The sequence below is a fragment of the Streptomyces sp. NPDC059534 genome (assembly GCF_042743475.1).
Lineage (GTDB): Bacteria > Actinomycetota > Actinomycetes > Streptomycetales > Streptomycetaceae > Streptomyces.
Genome location: NZ_JBHWAQ010000009.1, coordinates 1 through 18,961, shown reverse-complemented (window position 1 = coordinate 18,961; position 18,961 = coordinate 1). Strand labels below are relative to the sequence as shown.

Below are 18,961 nucleotides of genomic sequence, written 5' to 3'. Positions count from 1 at the left end.
CCCGCACCACGGAGGACCAGCGTGAACCTGCTGCTTGCCGAGGTGGCCCAGGCCACCCAGCGGCTGGCCGACGCCGGCGTTCCCTCACCGCGTTTCGACGCCGAGGAGCTCGCCGCGTTCGTGCACGGCGTCAAGCGGGGGGAGCTGCACAACGTCAAGGACGCGGACTTCGACGCCCGCTACTGGGAGACGATCGCCCGCCGCGAGGCCCGAGAACCGCTCCAGCACATCACCGGCCGGGCGTTCTTCCGCTTCCTGGAGCTCCAGGTGGGCCCCGGCGTCTTCGTGCCCCGCCCCGAGACCGAGTCGGTCGTCGGCTGGGCCATAGACGCCGTACGCGCCATGGACGTCGTCGAGCCCCTCATCGTCGACCTCTGCACCGGCTCCGGCGCCATCGCCCTCGCCATGGCGCAGGAGGTCCCGCGCTCCCGCGTGCACGCCGTCGAGCTCTCCGACGACGCCCTCCTGTGGACCCGCAGGAACGCCGAGGGCTCCCGCGTCTCCGTCCACCAGGGCGACGCCCTGAGCGCCCTCCCGGAGCTGGACGGACAGGTCGACCTGGTCATCTCCAACCCGCCGTACATCCCGCTCACCGAGTGGGAGTACGTGGCGCCCGAGGCCCGCGACCACGACCCGGAGATGGCCCTCTTCTCCGGCGAGGACGGCCTCGACACCATCCGCGGCATCGAGCGCACCGCCCACCGTCTGCTCCGCCCCGGCGGGCTCGTCGTCATCGAGCACGCGGACACCCAGGGCGGGCAGGTGCCGTGGATCTTCAACGAAGAGGCCGGCTGGGCCGACGCCGCCGACCACCCCGACCTGAACAACCGGCCGCGTTTCGCGACCGCCCGCAAGGCAATGCCATGACCAAGCACGACGCGTACGAGGAGGCCGGGAACTGATGGCACGGCGATACGACTGCAACGAGGCGACCGATCGTGTGACCGGCCTGCGCGAAGCCGCGTCCGCCGTCCGCCGCGGCGAGCTGGTCGTGCTGCCCACCGACACCGTGTACGGGATCGGGGCGGACGCCTTCAGCAGCGAGGCCGTGGCGGACCTGCTCGCCGCCAAGGGCCGGGGCCGCAACATGCCCACGCCCGTGCTCATCGGCTCCCCGAACACCCTCCACGGCCTGGTCACCGACTTCTCCGAGCAGGCGTGGGAGCTCGTCGACGCCTTCTGGCCCGGCGCGCTCACCCTGGTCGCCAAGCACCAGCCGTCCCTCCAGTGGGACCTCGGCGACACCCGCGGGACCGTCGCCATCCGGATGCCGCTGCACCCCGTCGCGATCGAGCTGCTCACCGAGGTCGGCCCGATGGCCGTCTCCTCGGCCAACCTCACCGGCCACCCGTCGCCGGAGGACTGCGACGCGGCCCAGCAGATGCTCGGGGACTCCGTCTCCGTCTACCTCGACGGCGGCCCGACGCCCGGCATCGTCCCCTCGTCCATCGTCGACGTCACGGGCAAGGTGCCGGTGCTGCTGCGCGAGGGCGCGCTGTCCCCGGAGGAGCTCCGGAAGGTCGTACCCGACCTCGAGGTGGCCAGTTGACCGCCCTTGAGGGGCGTGGCATAGCGGGGTTCGACGACAGCAGCACCTTCCGCATCCTCCACGTCAGCACCGGCAACGTCTGCCGCTCGCCCATCACCGAGCGGCTGACCCGCCATGCCCTGAGCGACCGCCTCGGCGACCCGCTCGGCGGCGGCCTCATCGTGGAGAGCGCGGGCACCTGGGGGCACGAGGGCGCCCCCATGGAGACCAACGCCGAACTGGTCCTCGCCGACTTCGGCGCCGACTACAGCGGCTTCGTGGGCCGCGAACTCCTCGACGAGCACGTCATCCGCGCCGACCTGGTCCTCACGGCGACCCGTGACCACCGGGCCCAGGTCATCTCCATGGGCCACTCGGCCGGCCTGCGCACCTTCACCCTGAAGGAGTTCACCCGCCTGGTCCGCGCGATCGACCCGGCGACGCTCCCCGACGCCCGCGACGAGGGCATGGTCGAGCGCGCCCGCTCCCTGGTCCGCGCTGCCGCCGCTCTACGCGGGTGGCTCCTCGCCCCCTCGGTCGACGCCGACGAGGTGAACGACCCCTACGGCGCCCCCATCACTTTCTTCCGTTCCATCGGCGACGAGATCAACCAGGCCCTCGATCCGGTGGTCACCGCCCTGACGGGCGTCTCCGCCCGCCGCTGACGGGCGGAGCGCCGGGGGCGCGCCTACATTGGTGACATGCCGGTCACCGCGCCCCCTGATGTGGATCTCGACGTCCTGCGCCGGCAGGACCCGGAGATCGCCGACGTGCTGTCGGGGGAGGTGCGGCGGCAGGGGGACAGCCTGCAGCTGATCGCGGCCGAGAACTTCATGTCGCCCGCGGTCCTGGCGGCGCTGGGCTCGCCGCTGGCGAACAAGTACGCGGAGGGGTATCCGGGCGCCCGCCATCACGGCGGCTGCGAGTACGCCGACGCGGCGGAGCGGATCGCCGTGGAACGGGCCACTGCGCTCTTCGGATCGGACCATGCGAACGTCCAGGCCCACTCGGGCTCCTCGGCCGTCCTGGCGGCGTACGCGGCCCTTCTGAGGCCCGGTGACACGGTCCTGGCCATGGGGCTGAACCACGGCGGGCATCTCACCCACGGCTCGCCCGCCAACTTCTCCGGGCGCTGGTTCGACTTCGTGCCCTACGGCGTCGACGCCGAGACCGGGCTGGTCGACTACGAGCAGGTCGCCGCGCTCGCCCGCCACCACCGCCCCAAGGCGATCGTCTGCGGCTCGATCTCCTACCCCCGCCACCTCGACTACGCGGTCTTCCGCGAGATCGCCGACGAGGTCGGCGCCTACCTCATCGCCGACGCGGCCCACCCGATCGGCCTGGTCGCCGGGGGAGCGGCCCCCAGCCCCGTCCCGTACGCCGACGTGGTCTGCGCGACCACCCACAAGGTGCTGCGCGGGCCGCGCGGCGGGATGATCCTGTGCGGCGAGTGGCTGGCGGGGCGGGTCGACCGGGCGGTGTTCCCGTTCACCCAGGGCGGCGCCCAGATGCACACGATCGCGGCGAAGGCGGTGGCCTTCGGCGAGGCGTCCACCCCGGCGTTCACCGGGTACGCCCATCAGGTGGTGGAACACGCGAAGGTGCTCGCCGCCGCGCTCGCCGCCGAGGGCTTCGCGCTGACCACCGGCGGCACCGACACCCACCTCATCACCGCCGACCCGGCCCCCCTCGGCGTCGACGGCCGCACGGCCCGCGCCCGGCTCGCCGCCGCGGGTGTGGTGCTGGACACCTGTGCCCTGCCGTACGGCGAGGGCCGCGGCATCCGGCTGGGCACGGCCGCGGTCACCACCCAGGGGATGGGCAACCCGGAGATGGCCCGGATCGCCGCGCTGTTCACCGCCGCGCTGCGCGACGACGCCCGTGAGACGGCCCGGGTACGGGCGGAAGTACGTGCCCTGACCGGGCGATTTCCCCCGTACGGACACTGAGGAAAACCGATCGCAACCGTTCCGGTGGCAGGGGATGTCTCCAAGCACATGGACGGCACGGCTAGGGTGTGGGGCTGAGATGGCCAGCGATTCCTGTGGGGCAGCCCGTGCGTGATTACCTGCTGACGCTCTGTGTCACGGCCGCGGTGACCTACCTGCTCACCGGTCCGGTGCGCAAGTTCGCCATCGCGACCGGGGCGATGCCGGAGATCCGCGCCCGCGACGTACACCGAGAACCGACTCCGCGGCTCGGTGGCATCGCCATGTTCTTCGGGCTGTGCGCGGGACTCCTCGTCGCCGACCACCTGCAGAACCTGAGCAGCGTCTTCGAGCTGTCGAACGAGCCGCGCGCGCTGCTCTCCGGCGCCGCGCTGATCTGGCTGATCGGCGTCCTGGACGACAAGTTCGAACTGGACGCGCTGATCAAGCTCGGCGCGCAGATGATCTCCGCGGGCGTGATGGTCGTCCAGGGTCTGACGATCCTGTGGCTGCCGATCCCGGGCGTCGGCGTGGTCTCCCTGACCCCGTGGCAGGGCACGCTCCTCACGGTCGCCCTGGTCGTCCTGACCATCAACGCGGTGAACTTCGTCGACGGCCTCGACGGTCTCGCCGCCGGCATGGTCTGCATCGCCGCCGCGGCCTTCTTCCTGTACGCCTACCGCCTCTGGTACGGCTACACGATCGAGGCGGCGGCACCCGCGACGCTCTTCACCGCGATCCTCATGGGCATGTGCCTGGGCTTCCTGCCGCACAACATGCACCCGGCGCGGATCTTCATGGGCGACTCCGGCTCGATGCTGATCGGCCTGATCCTGGCGGCCTCGGCCATCTCGATCACCGGCCAGGTCGACCCGGACGCGCTGAAGATCTTCGAGGGCTCGACCCGGCAGGCCACCCACGCGGCCCTGCCCGTCTTCATCCCGCTCGTGCTGCCGCTGACGATCATCGCGATCCCGATGGCGGACCTGGTCCTCGCGATCGTCCGCCGTACGTGGAAGGGCCAGTCGCCGTTCGCGGCCGACCGCGGGCACCTGCACCACCGGCTCCTGGAGATCGGCCACTCGCACAGCCGCGCGGTGCTGATCATGTACTTCTGGTCGGCGCTGATCGCCTTCGGGACGCTGGCGTACTCGGTGCACTCGACGTCGATGTGGATCGTCCTCGGCGTCGTCGCGCTGAGCGCCATCGGCCTGGTGCTGCTCCTGCTGCCGCGGTTCACGCCGCGGGCGCCCCGCTGGGCCGAGTCCGTCGTGCCGCCCCGCTACCGCCGGCGCAAGCGGGTTTCGGTGCCGGAGCCCGTCGCGGAGGTCCCGGTGGTCGAGGAGGAGCGCGTTCCGGTGCCCGCCGGCATCAACGGCGCCACCGCCATCGGCAACCGCGCGCGCTTCCCCGACCGGCGGAAGGCCGGAACGCCAAGTTGACGAAAGCCGCATTCGCGGCCATTACCAGACAGGGTGACTCCGTGTCGTGCACACACGCGCGGAGTAGCTCTCATGTGTGACGGTTGGCACACCTTATGGGTAAAGACCTATTCAAATAGTTTGTGATACCGTTCACGAGACCCGGCGACAGTGCCGAAAGACCGTAGTGCGACGGTCTGTTGGCCCCGAGACCCACCTCGGACCGGGCCTACGCTCGTCCATGACGACACCATCGCCCCCTGCCATTAAGCGGAGACACCGCCATGCCGTCCAACGACGCACGCATCCTGCTGCACACCGCCGTTCCCACCGCTGCCGTCGGCGCACTCGCCACGGTCATCAGTGGCGTGGTCGCCGGTGGCAAGGGTGCGCTCGGAGCCGTTGTCGGCACCCTGGTGGTCATCCTCTTCATGGGTATCGGGCAACTGGTGCTCCAGCGGACGGCGAAGTCGCTTCCGCACCTCTTCCAGGCCATGGGGCTCATGCTCTACACGGCCCAGTTGCTGGTGCTCTTCATCTTCCTCGCCTTGCTCAAGAACACGACGCTGTTCGACTTCAAGGCGTTCGCCTTCACGCTGCTCGCGACGACCGTGGTGTGGGTCGCCGCACAGGCTCGGGCGTACATGAAGGCCAAGATCACGTACATCGACCCCGGAAACACGGGGCCGAAGTCGTGAAGGGTAGGGCCGGGATAAAGCCGCCGTCGGCTTCCTGCTATCGTCCGGTGCCAACTGCGGCACTGCGGGCGCGGGCATCCGAGACGCCTGTCCCAGCGCGAGGCTCGATGCCGAACCGCCGCCCCCTTATCCGTAAGACCAGTCCAGTGCCGACCCGCGGCTGCGTGCCGCGCCGACACAACGAGGTTGCCGTACCTATGCGCCACGCTGAAGGAGCCCGCGGTGAGTGCTGACCAGACGCTTGCCTTCGACCCGGATTGCCACATCTTCACTGGATGTGGCTTCCCGGCGCCGGGCCTGCACACGTTCATGTACGAGCCCATCGCCACGGTGGCCGGCATCGACATCACCAAGCCGATGCTGCTCGCCCTCCTCGGCTCCATCGTGGTCGTCGGGTTCTTCTGGGCCGCCTTCAACAAGCCCAAGCTGATCCCCGGCAAGATGCAGATGGTCGGCGAAGCCGGTTACGACTTCGTGCGCCGCGGCATCGTCTACGAGATCATCGGCAAGAAGGACGGCGAGAAGTACGTCCCCTTCATGGTGTCGCTGTTCTTCTTCGTCTGGATCATGAACCTCTGGTCGATCATTCCGCTCGCCCAGTTCCCGGTCACCTCGCTGATCGCCTTCCCGGCCGGTCTCGCGCTGATCGTGTACGTCATGTGGATCTCGCTCACCTTCAAGAAGCACGGCTTCGTGGGCGGCTGGAAGAACATCGTCGGTTACGACAAGTCCCTCGGTGCGATCCTCCCGATGGTCGTCGTCCTCGAGTTCTTCTCGAACCTCCTGATCCGGCCCTTCACGCACGCGGTGCGACTGTTCGCGAACATGTTCGCCGGTCACCTGCTGATCGTGATGTTCTCGCTGGCCACCTGGTACCTCATGAACGGCATCGGCTTCGTCTACGCCGGCGCGTCCTTCGTGATGGTCCTCGTGATGACCGCCTTCGAGCTCTTCATCCAGGCCGTCCAGGCGTACGTCTTCGTCCTCCTGGCCTGCAGCTACGTCCAGGGCGCGCTCTCCGAGCACCACTGAGCCGTCAAGGCCCCGTAGCTCCACCCCCGAAACCATCAGTCGTCCGGTGGCCAACCCCCACCGGGTCATTGAAAGAGAAGGAAGTAACGGCATGTCCGCTGCTCTCGACATGGTCAACCTCGCCGCCGGCGCCAAGGAAAACGTCGTCGGCAACGTCGCCTCGATCGGTTACGGCCTCGCCGCGATCGGCCCCGGCGTCGGCGTCGGCATCATCTTCGGTAACGGTACGCAGGCCCTCGCCCGCCAGCCCGAGGCCGCCGGTCTGATCCGCACCAACCAGATCATGGGCTTCGCCTTCTGTGAGGCGCTCGCCCTCATCGGCATCGTCATGGGCTTCGTCTACCAGTAAGCCGGACCGACTGCCCGATTCTTTTTACGGAAGGCACTGATGTGAACGCTCTGCTTCTTGCGGCAGCGGAGGAGCCTCAGCCTCCTCTCATCCCGCATCTCGACGAGCTCGTCATCGGCCTGATCGCCTTCGTCATCGTCTTCGGCTTCCTCGCCAAGAAGCTCCTCCCGAACATCAACAAGGTTCTGGAGCAGCGTCGCGAGGCCATCGAGGGTGGCATCGAGAAGGCCGAGTCGGCCCAGATCGAGGCTCAGAGTGTGCTGGAGCAGTACAAGGCCCAGCTCGCCGAGGCCCGCCACGAGGCCGCGCGTCTTCGCCAGGAGGCGACGGAGCAGGGCACCGCGATCATCCAGGAGATGAAGGCGGAGGGCCAGCGCCAGCGCGAGGAGATCATCGCGGCCGGCCACACGCAGATCGAGGCCGACCGCAAGGCTGCATCCGCCTCGCTGCGCCAGGACGTGGGCAAGCTCGCCACCGACCTGGCCGGCAAGCTGGTCGGCGAGTCCCTTGAGGACATCGCCCGCCAGAGCCGCACGATCGACCGCTTCCTCGACGAGCTCGAGGAGAAGGCCGAGGCGGTCCGATGAACGGAGCGAGCCGTGAGGCACTGGCTGCCGCCCGTGAGTCCCTCGACGCGCTGACCGACAACACGTCGGTCGACGCGGCGAAGCTCGCGGACGAGCTGGCCTCCGTCACCGTGCTGCTCGACCGCGAGGTGTCGCTGCGCCGGGTCCTGACCGACCCCGCACAGTCGGGTGAGGCCAAGGCCGAGCTCGCGCAGCGACTCCTGAGCGGTCAGGTCGGCGGCGAGACCGTCGACCTGGTCTCGGGCATGGTGCGTTCCCGCTGGTCGCGCTCGCGTGACCTGGTCGACGCGGCCGAGGAACTGGCGAACATCGCCGACCTCACCGCGGCGCAGAAGGCGGGCGCGCTGGACGACGTCGAGGACGAGCTGTTCCGGTTCGGCCGGATCGTGTCCTCCAGCAACGAGCTCCGCTCGGCGCTGACGGACAAGTCCGCCACGGCCACCGCCAAGGGCGAGCTGCTCCGCAGCCTGCTCGGCGGCAAGGCCCACGCGGCCACCGAGCGTCTGGTCGTCCGTCTGGTGACCCAGCCCCGGGGACGTAGCCTGGAAGCGGGACTCGAGTCCCTGTCCAAGCTCGCCGCGGCGCGCCGGGACCGGATGGTCGCGGTCGTCACCTCGGCGGTGCCGCTGTCCGACCAGCAGAAGCAGCGCCTCGGTGCCGTTCTGGCCAAGCTGTACGGCCGCCCGATGCACCTGAACCTGGACGTGGACCCGGCGGTCCTCGGCGGGATCACCGTGCAGGTCGGTGACGAGGTCATCAACGGCTCCATCGCCGAGCGCCTCGACGAGGCGACTCGTCGACTGGCCGGCTGACGGCAGCCACCGCAGCACACAGCAACACAGCATCACCAGCGGCCCGGTTGGGCCGTGCAGAGATTGCAGAAGATTCCTGGGGGTCGGCCCCCAGACCCCTTAAGAAACTTCGGGCCCAACAAGGAGAGCAGGGAACCCAGATGGCGGAGCTCACGATCCGGCCGGAGGAGATCCGGGACGCACTGGAGAACTTTGTCCAGTCGTACCAGCCGGACGCGGCCTCGCGCGAGGAGGTCGGCACGGTCAGCCTGGCCGGTGACGGTATCGCGAAGGTCGAGGGTCTTCCCTCGGCCATGGCGAACGAGCTGCTGAAGTTCGAGGACGGGACCCTCGGTCTCGCGCTGAACCTCGAAGAGCGCGAGATCGGTGCGATCGTCCTCGGCGAGTTCAGCGGTATCGAGGAGGGACAGTCGGTGCAGCGCACCGGCGAGGTCCTCTCCGTCGGTGTCGGTGAGGGATACCTGGGTCGCGTCGTCGACCCGCTCGGCAACCCGATCGACGGTCTCGGCGAGATCGCGACCGAGGGCCGCCGCGCCCTCGAGCTGCAGGCCCCGGGCGTTATGGCCCGTAAGTCGGTGCACGAGCCGATGGAGACCGGCTACAAGGCCGTCGACGCCATGACGCCGGTCGGCCGCGGCCAGCGTCAGCTGATCATCGGCGACCGCCAGACCGGCAAGACCGCGCTGTGCATCGACACGATCATCAACCAGCGCGACAACTGGCGCTCGGGCGACGTGAACAAGCAGGTTCGCTGCATCTACGTCGCCGTCGGCCAGAAGGGCTCGACCATCGCGTCCGTTCGCGGCGCCCTGGAAGAGGCCGGTGCGCTCGAGTACACGACGATCGTCGCCGCCCCGGCGTCCGACCCGGCCGGCTTCAAGTACCTGGCGCCGTACACCGGTTCCGCCATCGGCCAGCACTGGATGTACCAGGGCAAGCACGTCCTGATCGTCTTCGACGACCTGTCGAAGCAGGCCGACGCCTACCGCGCCGTGTCGCTGCTGCTGCGCCGCCCGCCGGGCCGTGAGGCGTACCCGGGTGACGTCTTCTACCTGCACTCGCGTCTCCTCGAGCGCTGCGCGAAGCTCTCGGACGAGCTCGGTGCCGGTTCGATGACGGGTCTGCCCATCGTCGAGACCAAGGCGAACGACGTGTCGGCGTTCATCCCGACCAACGTCATCTCCATCACCGACGGCCAGTGCTTCCTGGAGTCCGACCTGTTCAACGCCGGCCAGCGTCCGGCCCTGAACGTCGGTATCTCGGTCTCGCGTGTCGGTGGCTCCGCCCAGCACAAGGCGATGAAGCAGATCTCCGGTCGCCTCCGTGTCGACCTCGCCCAGTTCCGTGAGCTGGAGGCGTTCGCCGCCTTCGGTTCCGACCTGGACGCGGCCTCGAAGGCGCAGCTGGAGCGTGGACAGCGCATGGTCGAGCTGCTCAAGCAGGCTCAGTACCAGCCGATGCCCACCGAGAACCAGGTCGTCTCCGTCTGGGCCGGCACCACCGGCAAGATGGACGACGTCCCGGTCGCCGACATCCGTCGCTTCGAGGCCGAGCTCCTGGCGTACCTGCGCCAGAACCACTCGGGTCTCATGACCTCCATCCGTGAGGGCGGCAAGATGTCCGACGACACCCTGCAGTCCGTCGGTGACGCCATCGCGGAGTTCAAGAAGCAGTTCGAGACCTCTGACGGCAAGCTGCTGGGCGAGGACGCTCCTGCCGCCGTCAACGTCTCGAAGTGACGACGGAAGGGACCTGACTCATGGGAGCGCAGCTCCGGGTCTACAAGCGTCGCATCAAATCCGTCACCGCGACGAAGAAGATCACCAAGGCGATGGAGATGATCGCCGCCTCGCGTGTCGTCAAGGCGCAGCGCAAGGTGCAGGCGTCGACCCCGTACGCGACCGAGCTGACGCGCGCGGTCACGGCGGTGGCCACCGGTGCCAATGACAAGCACCCGCTGACCACCGAGGCGGAGAACCCGGTTCGCGCCGCAGTCCTGCTCCTCTCGAGCGACCGCGGTCTGGCCGGTGCCTTCAACTCCAACGCCATCAAGGCGGCGGAAAAGCTGACGGCGAAGCTGGAAGGCGAGGGCCGCGAGGTCACCGTCTACGTCGTCGGCCGTCGTGGTATCGCGCACTACAACTTCCGTGAGCGGAAGCTGGCCGGTACGTGGACCGGGTTCACGGACCAGCCGTCGTACGGCGACGCCAAGACGATCGCGGCACCGCTGATCGAGGCGATCGAGAAGGACACGGCGGAGGGCGGCGTGGACGAGCTCCACATCGTCTACACCGAGTTCATCTCGATGATGACGCAGACGGCGGTCGAGGCCCGGCTGCTGCCCCTCAGCCTCGACGAGGTGGCGAAGGAGGCCGGCGACACGGACACGCTCCGTCCGCTGTACGACTTCGAGCCGTCGGCGGAGGACGTCCTCGACGCCCTGCTGCCCCGGTACGTCGAGAGCCGGATCTACAACGCGCTGCTCCAGTCGGCTGCCTCCAAGCACGCCGCCACGCGCCGCGCGATGAAGTCGGCTACCGACAACGCGGGAGACTTGATCAACAATCTCTCCCGACTTGCCAACGCGGCCCGCCAGGCCGAAATCACCCAGGAAATCAGCGAGATCGTCGGTGGCACCGCAGCCCTGGCCGACGCGACCGCGGGGAGTGACAAGTAATGACGACCACTGTTGAGACGGCCGCCGCCACGGGCCGCGTCGCCCGGGTCATCGGCCCGGTCGTCGACGTGGAGTTCCCCGTCGACGCGATGCCGGCGATCTACAACGCGCTGCACGTCGAGGTCATGGACCCGACCGAGGAGGGCGCGACCAAGACGCTGACCCTCGAGGTCGCCCAGCACCTCGGTGACGGCGTCGTCCGCGCCATCTCCATGCAGCCCACCGACGGTCTGGTCCGCCAGGCCCCGGTGACCGACACGGGCACGGGCATCACCGTCCCCGTCGGTGACTCCACCAAGGGCCGCGTGTTCAACACGCTGGGCCAGGTGCTGAACGCCGACGAGTCGACCGTGGCCGACGCGCCGCGCTGGACGATCCACCGCAAGGCCCCGGCCTTCGACCAGCTCGAGTCCAAGACCGAGATGTTCGAGACCGGCCTGAAGGTCGTCGACCTTCTCACCCCGTACGTCAAGGGTGGAAAGATCGGTCTGTTCGGTGGTGCCGGTGTCGGCAAGACCGTTCTGATCCAGGAAATGATCGTCCGTGTGGCCAAGCTGCACGACGGTGTCTCCGTCTTCGCGGGCGTCGGCGAGCGCACCCGTGAGGGCAACGACCTCATGGTCGAGATGGAGGAGGCCGGCGTTCTCGACAAGACCGCGCTGGTCTTCGGCCAGATGGACGAGCCCCCGGGCACCCGTCTGCGCGTGGCCCTCGCCGGTCTGACCATGGCGGAGTACTTCCGCGATGTGCAGAAGCAGGACGTGCTGTTCTTCATCGACAACATCTTCCGCTTCACCCAGGCCGGTTCCGAGGTCTCCACGCTGCTCGGCCGCATGCCCTCCGCGGTGGGTTACCAGCCGAACCTGGCCGACGAGATGGGTCTCCTCCAGGAGCGCATCACGTCGACCCGTGGTCACTCGATCACCTCGATGCAGGCGATCTACGTCCCCGCGGACGACCTGACCGACCCGGCCCCGGCCACCACCTTCGCCCACCTCGACGCGACGACGGTTCTCTCCCGTCCGATCTCCGAGAAGGGCATCTACCCGGCCGTGGACCCGCTGGACTCCACGTCCCGGATCCTGGACCCGCGCTACATCGCGCAGGACCACTACGACGCCGCCACGCGCGTCAAGGGAATCCTGCAGAAGTACAAGGACCTCCAGGACATCATCGCGATCCTCGGTATCGACGAGCTGAGCGAGGAGGACAAGCTCGTTGTCCACCGCGCCCGCCGTGTCGAGCGCTTCCTGTCCCAGAACACCCACGCGGCGAAGCAGTTCACCGGTGTGGACGGTTCGGACGTTCCGCTCGACGAGTCGATCGCCGCGTTCAACGCGATCTGCGACGGTGAGTACGACCACTTCCCCGAGCAGGCGTTCTTCATGTGCGGTGGCCTTGAGGACCTCAAGAACAACGCCAAGGAGCTCGGCGTCTCCTGAGCCCCGTGCTCACCCGAGGGGGGTGGGATCCGTCCCGCCCCCCTCACCACGCCCCGTAGAATTGACCCCAACACCCGGCACGACCGCCGGGTGGTGACCCGAGGAGCCACCCTTGGCTGCTGAGCTGCACGTCGAGCTGGTCGCCGCGGACCGGAGTGTCTGGTCCGGCGAGGCCACCCTGGTCATCGCGCGTACCACCTCCGGCGACATCGGCGTCATGCCCGGCCACCAGCCGCTGCTCGGTGTGCTGGAGTCGGGCCCGGTGACCATCCGTACCAGTGAGGGCGCGACCGTCGTCGCCGCCGTCCACGGTGGATTCATCTCGTTCGCCGACGACAAGCTGTCTCTGCTCGCGGAGATCTGCGAGCTGGCGGACGAGATCGACGCCCAGCGCGCCGAGCGCGCGCTGGAGCGGGCGAAGACGGACGAGGACGGCGCCGCCGAGCGTCGCGCCGAGGTCCGGCTGCGCGCGGTGTCGGTCCGCTGACGGTCCGCACCGACTAGTAGTGCCCTCAGCCGCGGCACGGCTGGAATTTTCCAGACCGTGCCGCGGCTGAGGCGATGCATATGCAGGTTGTATTCGGTTCTGCCGGCCGTGCCGGCTACGGACGCAGCGAGGAGGTCGGTGAAGATGTTCCTCGCTCTGCTCCTGTGCGGCCTGGTCGTCGCACTGGTGGTGATCGGGCTCTTCGTCTTCGGCTTGCGCCGGAGACTGATCCAGCGTGCCGGCGGCACCTTCGACTGTTCGCTGCGCTGGGACGTGCCCGACGAGCCGGATCCGACCGGCAAGGGCTGGGTGTACGGCGTCGCCCGCTACAGCGGCGACGAGATCGCCTGGTTCCGTGTCTTCTCGTACTCTCCCCGCCCGCGCCGGGTCCTGGAGCGTTCGTCCATCGTGGCCCTGGAGCGCCGGACGCCGGAGGGCGAGGAGGAGCTCGCGCTGCTCTCCGACGCGGTGATCCAGCCCTGTATGTACGAGGGGGTGCGTCTGGAGCTCGCGATGAGCGAGGACGCGCGGACCGGTTTCATGGCCTGGCTGGAGGCGGCGCCTCCCGGCCAACGGGTGAATGTGGCGTAGTTTTCCCTGCCCGTTGGATGGGGGTCCCCCCGGACGAAGTCTGGGGGAGGGTGAATGTGGCGTAGTTTTCCCTGCCCGTTGGATGGGGGTCCCCCCGGACGAAGTCTGGGGGAGGGTGAATGTGGCGTAGTTTTCTTTGTAAGGCTGAAGCGGGGGACGGTGTGCTGCACCGTCCCCCGCTTCGTCGTTTCCCGGCGGGTGCTAGTTCAGGCCGGTGTGGAGGGCGCCGACGAGTTCGCCGTTGGTGGTGTCACCGCTGAACTCCCAGAAGAAGGCTCCGCCGAGGCCCTGGTTCTTGGCCCAGCTCATCTTCGAGTTCACGGTGGCGGGGGTGTCGTAGCTCCACCAGTTGCTGCCGCACTTGGCGTACGCCGTGCCCGCGATGGTGCCGGTGGCCGGGCAGGTGTTCTTGAGGACCTTGTAGTCCTCGATGCCCTGCTCGTACGTGCCCGGCGCGGGGCCGGTCGCCGTGCCGCCGGGGGCGGCCTGGGTGACGCCGGTCCAGCCGCGGCCGTAGAAGCCGATGCCGAGCAGCAGCTTGTTCGCGGGGACGCCCTTCGCCTTGAACTTGGCGATCGCCTCGGCGGAGTTGAAGCCCGCCTGGGGGATGCCGGCGTAGGCGGTGAGCGGGGAGTGCGGGGCCGTCGGGCCCTGCGCCGCCCAGGCGCCGAAGAAGTCGTACGTCATGACGTTGAACCAGTTCATGTACTGCGCGGCGCCCGCGTAGTCGGCGGCGTCGATCTTGCCGCCGGTGGAGGCGTCGGCCGTGACGGCCGCGGTGACCAGGTAGTTCGGGCCGAACTTGGCGCGCATGGCCTGCATCATGTTCTTGAAGGACGCGGCGCCGCTGGTGTCGCAGGAGAGACCGCAGGCGTTGGGGTACTCCCAGTCCAGGTCGATGCCGTCGAAGACGTCGGCCCAGCGCGGGTCCTCGATGAGGTCGTAGCAGGACTGCGCGAAGGCGGTCGGGTTCTGAACGGCCTGGCCGAAGCCGCCGGACCAGGTCCAGCCGCCGAAGGACCACAGGATCTTGATGTTCGGGTACGCCTTCTTCAGCTTGCGGAGCTGGTTGAAGTTGCCGCGCAGCGGCTGGTCCCAGGTGTCGGCGACGCCGTCGACGGACTGGTCGGCGGTGTACGCCTTGTCATAGTCGGCGTAGGCGTCGCCGATGGTGCACTTGCCGCCCTGGACGTTGCCGAAGGCGTAGTTGATGTGGGTGATCTTGGACGCGGAGCCCGAGGTCACGATGTTCTTCACGTGGTAGTTGCGGCCGTAGACGCCCCAGTTGGTGAAGTAGCCCATCTTCACGACGTTGGGCGGCGGGGGGCCTCCGCCGCCGGTGGTGCGGACCGGGGTCGGGCCGGCGGCCGGGCCGATCTGGTCGATGGTGTCGTGGGCGACGACCGTGTAGTTGTAGTCGGTGCCGGCGGTCAGGCCCTGGTCGGTGTAGGTGAGGCCGGTGGTGCTGGTGACCTTGGCGCCGTCGCGCAGGACGTCGTAGTTCTTGACGCCCTTGTCGTCGGTGGCGGGGGTCCAGGTCAGCTTCACCGAGGTGTCGGTGATGTCGGAGGCGACCGGGGTGCCGGGGGCCGAGGGCGGCATGTCGCTGGGCTGGCTGCCGTCGCACTGGGCGCCGTTGATCTTACAGCCGGTGGGTGCGCCGGGGCCCGCGCCGTTGTAGCCGAAGGAGACGGAGGCGCCGGGGGCGAGGGTGCCGTTCCAGCCGACGTTCTTGGCGGTCCAGTGGGTGCCGGAGCTGGTGACGGTGGCGTCCCAGGCGGAGGTGACCGAGGTGCCGGCGGGGTAGTCCCACTCGACGGTCCAGGCGCTGATGGTGGTGGTGCCGGTGTTCTTGACGGTCCAGTTGGCGCCGAAGCCGGTGCCCCAGTCCTGGGTCTTGGTGTAGGTCGCGGTGGCCGAGGTGGCCGCTTCGGCGGGGCTGGCGAGGCCGACCATGGCGGCCAGCGGCAGGATCAGGGCAGTCAGACCGGCGGCGGCCCGGCGTCTGAACCCTGATCTGCGCGTCGGTGCTTGAGTGCTCAACGGTGCTCCTCAAGTTGCGGACGGACAAGGTGGGGGTGGTCCGTGAAGATGCGCGCGCCCCGCGAGCGTAGGAAGGTCTGGACCAATCGTCAAGAGGTCCAGACCAACGTTGCCGTTCTTCGGTCAGACCCCCAACTCCTGTGCTAGGACGGCCGCTTGGACCCTGCTCCGCAGCTCCAGCTTCCCGAGCACCTTGCTGACGTGGGTCTTCACCGTCGCCTCCGCCATGTCCAGCCGTACCGCGATCTCCGCGTTCGACAGCCCGCCGCCCAGCGCCGAGAGCACCTCCCGCTCCCGCGGCGTCAGGACGTCGAGGACGGCGGGGTCCGTACCCGACGCGGCCCGCGCCGGCCGCCCGGTCGCCGCGAACTCCGCGATGAGCCGCCGGGTCACCGCCGGGGCGATCGTCCCCTCGCCGCGCGCCACCGTCCGTACCGCCTCGATCAGCTCGCGCGCGTCCGCGTTCTTCAGCAGAAAGCCGGCCGCCCCCGCCCGCAGCGCCCCGAACACGTACGCGTCCAGGTCGAAGGTGGTCAGCACCAGGACGTCGGCCAGGCCCTCCGCGACGACGATCCCGGTCGCCGTCACACCGTCCATCCGGGGCATCTGCACATCCATCAGGACCAGGTCCGGCCGCAGCTCGCGCGCCAGCTCGACCGCCCGCTCCCCGTCGGCCGCCTCCCCGACCACCTCGATGTCCGGGGCGCTGCCCAGGATGAGGACCAGTCCGGCCCGCACCGCACTCTGGTCCTCGGCGACCACCACCCGTACCGTCACACCCGCTCCTCGTCGCTCGCGGCCACCGGCAGTTCCGCCCGTACCCGCCATCGTTCGCTTCCCTCGTCGTCCGTCGCCGGACCCGCCTCGAAGACCCCGCCGAGCAGGGCCACCCGCTCCCGCATCCCCACCAGTCCGGCCCCCGAACCCGGCGCGGTCGGACCGGGGCGCTCCCCGCGCGGGCTCGTCACCTCGACCGTCAGCGCCGCCGGCTCACGCGCGAGGGACACCCGGACCTTGCCCGGTGCCGCGTGCTTGAGGGCGTTCGTCAGGGACTCCTGCACGATCCGGTACGCGGCCAGCTCCACCGGCGCCGGCAGCGCGGTCGCGCTCTCCCGGGCGTCGACCAGGGCGAACGCCAGACCGCTCGGCCCGCCGTTGGCGCGGGCCTGGGCGACCAGGGCGTCCACCCCGGCGAGCGTGGGCGCGGCCGCCGGCTCCGTGTCCCCGCTGCTGTCCCGCAGCAGCCCGATCAGCCGCCGCATCTCCGCCAGGCCCGCCACGCTGTTCTCCCGGATCACGGTCAGCGCCTGCCGGGTGGTGGCCGGCTTGTCGAGCGAGAGGGCCGCCGTGGAGTGGATGGCGATGGCCGAGAGGTGGTTCGCCACCATGTCGTGGAGCTCGCGCGCCATCCGGGCCCGCTCGGCCACCACCGCCTGCGCCCGGTCCATCTCGGCCAGCAGCGCCGTCTGTTCGGCCCGCAGCCGGGCGGCGTCCGCCGCGTTCCGGTGGTTGCGGACGACGGCGCCGGTCAGCGCGGGCAGGAAGGAGATCATGCCCGTGATCACCCCGATGAGGAGGGCGATCGCGTTCTGCCACCAGACGAGGAAGCCGACCGTCACACCGATGGTGATCAGCGCGGTGGTGTACGGGAGGCGGCGGGCGGAGGCGGGCGTGCCGTACACGACGGCCGCGTAGACCACGTCCGTGAACATCAGGACCGTGACCAGGTTCCCGTTGGTGAACTGGTCCGCCACGAGGGCGACCGTGCCGACGTTCAGCGCGGTCAGCGGCAGCGTCCGGCGCACCGCCTCCATCGCGGACATCACCGCGAGCGGGATCAGCGGCGCCCACCGCTGGTCGAAGACGCGGTCGCCCGTCGTGTAGAGACCGAACGACCACAGGAGCAGCCCGCAGGCGAGCCCCGCGAGGGCGATGAGCAGATCGGTGCGGTGCGGGCGGGGGAGCGTCACGTACTCATCCAACACGCCCCCGGGTGCCGGGACCTCCTCGCCGGGGCCGATCCGCACCACCGCCGCCCTCCGCCGAAGGATGTAGACGGACCTCGTCACCGGCGACGACGAACCTCGCCCGGTGCCGGGGGACGCTGAGGGGGAGCCGAAAGGGGAACCGTCGTGATCGTCACGCTGATCGTCGTCTGCGAGGTCGGTTTCTGGGTCCTGCTGGCCGCCGGACTCGCCGCCCGCTACCTCCTGAGGATGCCCCGGACGGGTATGGCCATCCTCCTGTGCGAACCGCTCCTGGAGGTCCTGCTCCTCGTCGTGACCGCGATCGACCTCAAGAACGGGGCCGATCCCAGCTGGAAGCACGGCCTCGCCGCCGTCTACATCGGCTACACCGTCGGACACGGCCACCGGACCGTGCGGTGGCTCGACGGCCACGCCGCCCACCGCTTCGGCGGCGCCCCGCGGCCCGCCGGGCCCCCGCGGTACGGCAGGGCGCGCGCCCGCCACGAGGGCCGGGTCTGGCTCGGCTCGGTCGTCGCCGCGGCCGTCGCCTCCGGTCTGCTGCTCCTCGCGATCCTGTACGTCGGCGACGACGGGAACACCGAGTCGCTGCGGAGCTGGATCTTCGGCGTCTGGCGGGCGGCCGGCATCCACGGCCTGATCGCGCTCAGCTACGCGATCTGGCCGAAGAAGGCGCCGGAGGGTGCGTCAGCGGTCCCCGCCCGGGACCCAGAGCACGTCCCCGACCTCCTTGTTCGCGGTGCGGGCAAGGATGAAGAGCAGATCCGATAGCCGGTTGAGGTAGGTGGCGGTCAGGGCGTTCATCGTCTCGCCGTGCACCTCAAGGGCGGCCCAGGTGGAGCGCTCCGCCCGCCGGACCACCGTGCACGCCTGGTGCAGCAGTGCCGCACCGGGCGTGCCGCCCGGCAGGATGAAGGAGCGCAGCTTCTCCAGCTCCTCCAGGAAGCGGTCGCAGTCGGCCTCCAGCTTGTCGACGTAACCCTGCTCGACCCGCAGCGGCGGGTACTTCGGGTCCTCCACGACCGGGGTGCAGAGGTCGGCGCCCACGTCGAAGAGGTCGTTCTGGACGCGGACGAGGACCTTCACGACCTCCTCGTCGAGCCGCCCGAGGGCGACGGCCGTGCCGATGGCGGCGTTGGCCTCGTTGGCGTCGGCGTAGGCCGAGATCCGCAGGTCCGTCTTGGCGGTCCTGCTCATGTCGCCGAGGGCCGTCGTGCCCTGGTCGCCGGTACGGGTGTAGATGCGCGTCAGATTGACCATGGCACCAGCCTAGTGAGGCACCGGCGCTCCGGAACGCCCGTGTGCCGACCGTCACGGCGAGCCCGGTCACGGCGAGGGGGGCCCGCCCGGCACCCCGGCGGGCCCCCCGCGCCGCCGGGCG

General features: G+C 69.5%; 20 protein-coding genes. 16 read left to right on the top strand and 4 right to left on the bottom strand.

Annotated elements, in window-relative coordinates:
• Window positions 1-21: 21 nt before the first annotated feature.
• The 15 genes from prmC to ACFVZH_RS13455 all read left to right on the top strand — a co-directional run bounded on the left by prmC (window position 22) and on the right by ACFVZH_RS13455 (window position 13,552).
• Complete coding sequence (gene prmC, locus ACFVZH_RS13525; RefSeq protein ID WP_384896442.1) at window positions 22-867, top strand: peptide chain release factor N(5)-glutamine methyltransferase; 846 nt, start codon at window positions 22-24, stop codon at window positions 865-867.
• 34 nt (window positions 868-901) lie between these two features.
• Window positions 902-1,549 carry an L-threonylcarbamoyladenylate synthase gene (locus ACFVZH_RS13520; RefSeq protein WP_376485069.1) on the top strand — a complete coding sequence of 216 codons (648 nt, stop codon included), beginning with the start codon at window positions 902-904 and terminating at the stop codon, window positions 1,547-1,549.
• On the top strand, window positions 1,546-2,193 hold the full coding sequence (locus ACFVZH_RS13515) for a protein-tyrosine-phosphatase (RefSeq protein ID WP_384896440.1): 648 nt from the start codon (window positions 1,546-1,548) through the stop codon (window positions 2,191-2,193). Before ACFVZH_RS13520 ends, ACFVZH_RS13515 begins: the two co-directional genes overlap by 4 nt.
• Before the next feature lie 36 nt (window positions 2,194-2,229).
• A complete protein-coding gene (gene glyA, locus ACFVZH_RS13510) occupies window positions 2,230-3,477 on the top strand; it encodes a serine hydroxymethyltransferase (protein ID WP_384896438.1) in 1,248 nt (415 codons plus the stop codon).
• Window positions 3,478-3,584: 107 nt separating this feature from the next.
• Window positions 3,585-4,898, top strand: coding sequence for an MraY family glycosyltransferase (locus ACFVZH_RS13505; protein ID WP_384896436.1), 1,314 nt, complete (start codon window positions 3,585-3,587; stop codon window positions 4,896-4,898).
• 263 nt (window positions 4,899-5,161) lie between these two features.
• A complete protein-coding gene (locus ACFVZH_RS13500; protein WP_384896434.1) occupies window positions 5,162-5,575 on the top strand; it encodes a hypothetical protein in 414 nt (137 codons plus the stop codon).
• Window positions 5,576-5,797: 222 nt separating this feature from the next.
• Window positions 5,798-6,607, top strand: coding sequence for a F0F1 ATP synthase subunit A (atpB, locus tag ACFVZH_RS13495; RefSeq protein WP_384896432.1), 810 nt, complete (start codon window positions 5,798-5,800; stop codon window positions 6,605-6,607).
• A 91-nt stretch (window positions 6,608-6,698) separates the two neighbouring features.
• Window positions 6,699-6,956 carry an ATP synthase F0 subunit C gene (gene atpE, locus ACFVZH_RS13490; RefSeq protein WP_093874070.1) on the top strand — a complete coding sequence of 86 codons (258 nt, stop codon included), beginning with the start codon at window positions 6,699-6,701 and terminating at the stop codon, window positions 6,954-6,956.
• Between the two features lie 41 nt (window positions 6,957-6,997).
• Window positions 6,998-7,543 carry a F0F1 ATP synthase subunit B gene (locus ACFVZH_RS13485; protein ID WP_384896430.1) on the top strand — a complete coding sequence of 182 codons (546 nt, stop codon included), beginning with the start codon at window positions 6,998-7,000 and terminating at the stop codon, window positions 7,541-7,543.
• On the top strand, window positions 7,540-8,355 hold the full coding sequence (locus ACFVZH_RS13480) for a F0F1 ATP synthase subunit delta (protein ID WP_384896429.1): 816 nt from the start codon (window positions 7,540-7,542) through the stop codon (window positions 8,353-8,355). Before ACFVZH_RS13485 ends, ACFVZH_RS13480 begins: the two co-directional genes overlap by 4 nt.
• 140 nt (window positions 8,356-8,495) lie before the next feature.
• Entirely contained in the window at window positions 8,496-10,094 is a 1,599-nt protein-coding gene (gene atpA / locus ACFVZH_RS13475; RefSeq protein WP_033206791.1) for a F0F1 ATP synthase subunit alpha, read from the top strand.
• 20 nt (window positions 10,095-10,114) lie between these two features.
• On the top strand, window positions 10,115-11,032 hold the full coding sequence (locus ACFVZH_RS13470; protein ID WP_384896427.1) for a F0F1 ATP synthase subunit gamma: 918 nt from the start codon (window positions 10,115-10,117) through the stop codon (window positions 11,030-11,032).
• Window positions 11,032-12,474 (top strand): F0F1 ATP synthase subunit beta, encoded by a 1,443-nt coding sequence (atpD, locus tag ACFVZH_RS13465; protein WP_384896425.1) that lies wholly within the window; start codon window positions 11,032-11,034, stop codon window positions 12,472-12,474. Before ACFVZH_RS13470 ends, atpD begins: the two co-directional genes overlap by 1 nt.
• A gap of 112 nt (window positions 12,475-12,586) precedes the next feature.
• Window positions 12,587-12,961, top strand: a complete 375-nt coding sequence (locus tag ACFVZH_RS13460; protein ID WP_384896423.1) for a F0F1 ATP synthase subunit epsilon — start codon at window positions 12,587-12,589, stop codon at window positions 12,959-12,961.
• 144 nt (window positions 12,962-13,105) lie between these two features.
• On the top strand, window positions 13,106-13,552 hold the full coding sequence (locus tag ACFVZH_RS13455; RefSeq protein ID WP_384896421.1) for a DUF2550 domain-containing protein: 447 nt from the start codon (window positions 13,106-13,108) through the stop codon (window positions 13,550-13,552).
• A 201-nt stretch (window positions 13,553-13,753) separates the two neighbouring features.
• On the opposite strand, the gene ACFVZH_RS13450 is transcribed toward ACFVZH_RS13455, so the two are convergent.
• The 3 genes from ACFVZH_RS13450 to ACFVZH_RS13440 all read right to left on the bottom strand — a co-directional run bounded on the left by ACFVZH_RS13450 (window position 13,754) and on the right by ACFVZH_RS13440 (window position 17,565).
• Window positions 13,754-15,595, bottom strand: coding sequence for a glycosyl hydrolase family 18 protein (locus tag ACFVZH_RS13450; protein ID WP_384896419.1), 1,842 nt, complete (start codon window positions 15,593-15,595; stop codon window positions 13,754-13,756).
• A 123-nt stretch (window positions 15,596-15,718) separates the two neighbouring features.
• Window positions 15,719-16,372 carry a response regulator gene (locus ACFVZH_RS13445; RefSeq protein ID WP_384896417.1) on the bottom strand — a complete coding sequence of 218 codons (654 nt, stop codon included), beginning with the start codon at window positions 16,370-16,372 and terminating at the stop codon, window positions 15,719-15,721.
• Window positions 16,369-17,565 carry a sensor histidine kinase gene (locus ACFVZH_RS13440; protein ID WP_384896415.1) on the bottom strand — a complete coding sequence of 399 codons (1,197 nt, stop codon included), beginning with the start codon at window positions 17,563-17,565 and terminating at the stop codon, window positions 16,369-16,371. Before ACFVZH_RS13440 ends, ACFVZH_RS13445 begins: the two co-directional genes overlap by 4 nt.
• 162 nt (window positions 17,566-17,727) lie before the next feature.
• On the opposite strand from ACFVZH_RS13440, the gene ACFVZH_RS13435 reads away from it, so the two are divergent.
• On the top strand, window positions 17,728-18,351 hold the full coding sequence (locus ACFVZH_RS13435) for a hypothetical protein (protein WP_384896413.1): 624 nt from the start codon (window positions 17,728-17,730) through the stop codon (window positions 18,349-18,351).
• Here the strand turns inward: ACFVZH_RS13435 and ACFVZH_RS13430 are convergent.
• On the bottom strand, window positions 18,268-18,840 hold the full coding sequence (locus tag ACFVZH_RS13430; protein WP_384896411.1) for a cob(I)yrinic acid a,c-diamide adenosyltransferase: 573 nt from the start codon (window positions 18,838-18,840) through the stop codon (window positions 18,268-18,270). The genes ACFVZH_RS13435 and ACFVZH_RS13430 overlap by 84 nt on opposite strands.
• Window positions 18,841-18,961 lie beyond the last annotated feature (121 nt).

Coding starts and splice junctions, on each gene's coding strand:
- ACFVZH_RS13520 (WP_376485069.1), top strand. CDS start 902: ATGGCACGGCGATACGACTGCAACGAGGCGACCGATCGTGTGACCGGC.
- glyA (WP_384896438.1), top strand. CDS start 2,230: ATGCCGGTCACCGCGCCCCCTGATGTGGATCTCGACGTCCTGCGCCGG.
- ACFVZH_RS13500 (WP_384896434.1), top strand. CDS start 5,162: ATGCCGTCCAACGACGCACGCATCCTGCTGCACACCGCCGTTCCCACC.
- atpE (WP_093874070.1), top strand. CDS start 6,699: ATGTCCGCTGCTCTCGACATGGTCAACCTCGCCGCCGGCGCCAAGGAA.
- ACFVZH_RS13480 (WP_384896429.1), top strand. CDS start 7,540: ATGAACGGAGCGAGCCGTGAGGCACTGGCTGCCGCCCGTGAGTCCCTC.
- atpA (WP_033206791.1), top strand. CDS start 8,496: ATGGCGGAGCTCACGATCCGGCCGGAGGAGATCCGGGACGCACTGGAG.
- ACFVZH_RS13470 (WP_384896427.1), top strand. CDS start 10,115: ATGGGAGCGCAGCTCCGGGTCTACAAGCGTCGCATCAAATCCGTCACC.
- atpD (WP_384896425.1), top strand. CDS start 11,032: ATGACGACCACTGTTGAGACGGCCGCCGCCACGGGCCGCGTCGCCCGG.
- ACFVZH_RS13455 (WP_384896421.1), top strand. CDS start 13,106: ATGTTCCTCGCTCTGCTCCTGTGCGGCCTGGTCGTCGCACTGGTGGTG.
- ACFVZH_RS13430 (WP_384896411.1), bottom strand. CDS start 18,840: ATGGTCAATCTGACGCGCATCTACACCCGTACCGGCGACCAGGGCACG.